2 protein-coding genes are annotated in these 2554 nt (G+C 67.3%); both read right to left on the reverse strand.

What is annotated here, in order from left to right; genetic code table 11:
* The coding region (locus ACI38Z_RS05800; protein ID WP_439789245.1) for a PASTA domain-containing protein at positions 1-506 on the reverse strand (506 nt) is incomplete at its 3' end.
* Between the two features lie 195 nt (positions 507-701).
* Positions 702-2554, reverse strand: a 1853-nt coding sequence (locus ACI38Z_RS05805; RefSeq protein ID WP_439789246.1) for an ATP-dependent Clp protease ATP-binding subunit, incomplete at its 5' end; no start/stop codon positions are given.

Consider the following 2554-nt stretch of genomic DNA (forward strand, 5'->3'; position numbering starts at 1 on the left):
CCCGCGTCGCGCCGCTCGCCCGCCTTGGGGTCGGTCGCGGTGACGGTGCCCTCGTCCGCGTCGGACGCGACCTTGCGCACGTGCACGGCAAAGCCCTTCTGCTGCAGCCGCGCCGTCGCGCGCGCCTGCGTGTAGCCCACCACGTACGGGACGACCTTGCCACCCCAGAGCTCCGCCCCGTACGTCGCCGCAGCCACGAGGCACGCGGCGATGCCCGCGACGATCGCAAGGGCGAGAAGCGCGCGGCCGCGCCTGCGGCTCCTGCCCTCCCCCGGGACCTCCCGGGGCAGCGGCGCCTGGCCGACACCCTCCGCATCGGGGCCAAACGCGTCCACGTCGCGCACGACCGTGGCGTCCGCGTCCTCCACCGCGTCCTCGGAGTTCTGGCTCACGGGAACAACGTCCTCGTAGCGGGAGGAGTCCTCCGCGGCGTGGGCCGGGGCCGGCACGGACGCCGGCTCCTGCTCTTGGCTGCTGGGATGGATGTCGTTCTTCTCGTCCGACACGGGGGCTTCCTTTGGCGTGGCTTGCACTTGCCTGCGCGTTGCGCGCGGCTTTGTCCTGCAGACATTATCGCGCAATGGAGGCGGTCGCCCTGCGGCTGCGCACAAGAAAGCGGCCGACCAGGGGTTGCCTGGCCGGCCGCCGTGACACTTTATGTACGCTGCCGCCGGATATGCCGGACGGCAGCGGGATGGTGGCTACTCCACCGTGTCGGGCTCGACCGGGGTGTCGTCCTCGGCTTCGCTCGCGCTGTCGGCATCACCCTTGGGCACCGGCTCAGCAAAGAGCGAGTCGTCCGCACCGACGTCGATGCGCACGGTGTCGCCCTCGTGCAGCTTGCCGTCGATGATGAGCGACGCGACGTTGTCGACCACCTGGCGCTGGATCAGCCTCTTGAGCGGACGCGCGCCGTAGACGGGGTCGAGTCCGTCGAGCGAGAGCGACTGCACCGCGGCAGGCGTGAGCTCGAGCTTGATGCGCTCGCGGTCGAGGCGCTTGCGGACGTCCCTCAGCTGGATGTCGACAATCTTCTCGATGTCGTCCAAGCCAAGTGCGTGGAAGACCACGACGTCGTCGATACGGTTCAGGAACTCGGGCTTGAACGTGGAGCGCAGCGCGTCGTTTACCTGCTTCTGGACGACCTTGGGGTCGCTCGAGGCGTTGGCGCCGGCGATGTACTGGCTGCCCACGTTGGACGTCATGATGATGATCGTGTTCTTGAAGCTCACGACGCGGCCCTGGCCATCGGTCAGGCGGCCGTCATCGAGTACCTGGAGCAGGATGTTGAAGACGTCGGGGTGAGCCTTCTCCATCTCGTCGAGCAGGATGACGGAGTACGGACGACGACGCACGGCCTCGGTGAGCTGGCCGCCTTCGTCGTAACCCACGTATCCTGGGGGCGCGCCAATGAGGCGCTGGACGCTGAACTTCTCCATGTACTCGGACATGTCGATACGGACCAGGGCCTTCTCGTCGTCGAACAGGCACTCTGCCAGCGCCTTGGCGAGCTCGGTCTTGCCCACGCCGGTGGGGCCGAGGAAGAAGAAGCTGCCGATGGGGCGGTTGGGGTCGGAGAGTCCGGCACGGCTGCGGCGCACTGCCGCCGCGACCGCCTTGACGGCCTCGTCCTGGCCGACGACGCGCTTGTGGAGCTCCGTCTCCAGGTTCTTGAGCTTGTCCATCTCGCCCTGCATCATCTTGCTGACGGGGACGCCGGTCCAGGAGCTCACGACCTCGGCAATCTCCTCGCTGGTGACCTCCTCCTTGAGCAGGCCGCCCTCCTCCTTCTTGTTGTCGAGGACCTTCTCGGCCGCCTCGTACTGCTTCTGGAGCGTGGGGATCGTGGAGTAGCGCAGCTCGGACGCGCGGGCGAGGTTGCCCTCGCGGGTCACGCGCTCCATCTCGGTCTTGGCGTCCTCGATCTGGCTCTTCAGATCCTGGACGTGGTCGATCGCGCCCTTCTCGTTCTGCCACTTGGCCTTCATGCCGTCGAGCTTCTCGCGCGTGGTGGCAATCTCCTTGCGGAGCTTCGTCAGGCGCTCCTTGGAGGCCTCGTCGTCCTCCTTCATGAGCGCCTGCTCCTCGATCTGCTTCTGGGTCAGGTCGCGGTCCACGGCGTCGATGTCGGCGGGCATGGAGTCGAGCTCCATGCGCAGGCGGCTCGCAGCCTCGTCCACGAGGTCGATGGCCTTGTCGGGCAGGAAGCGGTCGCTGATGTAGCGGTTGGAGAGGTCGGCGGCGGACACGAGCGCTGCGTCCGTGATGCGGACGCGGTGGTGCTGCTCGTACTTGTCCTTGATGCCGCGCAGGATGGAGATGGTCTCCTCGACGGAGGGCTCGCCAACCATCACAGGCTGGAAGCGGCGTGCCAGCGCCTGGTCCTTCTCGATGTACTTGTGGTACTCGTCCAGCGTCGTCGCGCCGATCATGTGCAGCTCGCCACGGGCCAGGGCCGGCTTCAGGATGTTGCCGGCGTCCATGGAGCCCTCGGTCGCGCCCGCGCCCACGATGGTGTGCAGCTCGTCGATGAACAGGATGATCCTGCCGTTTG

Source organism: Parafannyhessea sp. (assembly GCF_051876455.1).
In the GTDB taxonomy this organism is placed as follows: domain Bacteria; phylum Actinomycetota; class Coriobacteriia; order Coriobacteriales; family Atopobiaceae; genus Parafannyhessea.